General features: G+C 70.1%; 1 pseudogene. It reads left to right on the top strand.

Annotated features, from left to right (window positions below):
- Positions 1 to 348: pseudogene (locus EN850_RS34485) on the top strand (glycosyltransferase family 2 protein); the annotation flags it as partial.

The following is a 348-nucleotide window of genomic DNA, read 5'->3' as shown; positions in this document are numbered from 1 at the left end:
CGGCTGGCTTGATGCCCTGCTGGATACCTTCGGCAGCGTGCCCGGCGCCGGCCTGGTCGGCAGCCAGCTGCTGTACCCGGATGGCCGCCTGCAGGAGTCGGGCGGCGTGATCTTCACCGATGGCAGTGGCTGGAGCTATGGCTGCTTCGAAGCGGCTGACGATCCGCGCTTTGCCAGCCTGCGCGACGTCGACTACTGCTCCGGTGCGGCGCTGATGCTGCCGCGCGCGCTGTGGCAGCAGCTGGATGGCTTCGACACCCGCTACAGGCCGGCGTACTACGAGGACACCGACCTGGCCTTCCGCGTGCGTGCACACGGCCTGCGCGTGCTGGTGCAGCCGGCCAGCCG

It is taken from the genome of Mesorhizobium sp. M8A.F.Ca.ET.207.01.1.1 (assembly GCF_004794715.1).
Lineage (GTDB): Bacteria > Pseudomonadota > Alphaproteobacteria > Rhizobiales > Rhizobiaceae > Mesorhizobium.
Note: the sequence above shows the minus strand (reverse complement) of the source record. Positions and strands in the feature narration are given on the sequence as shown.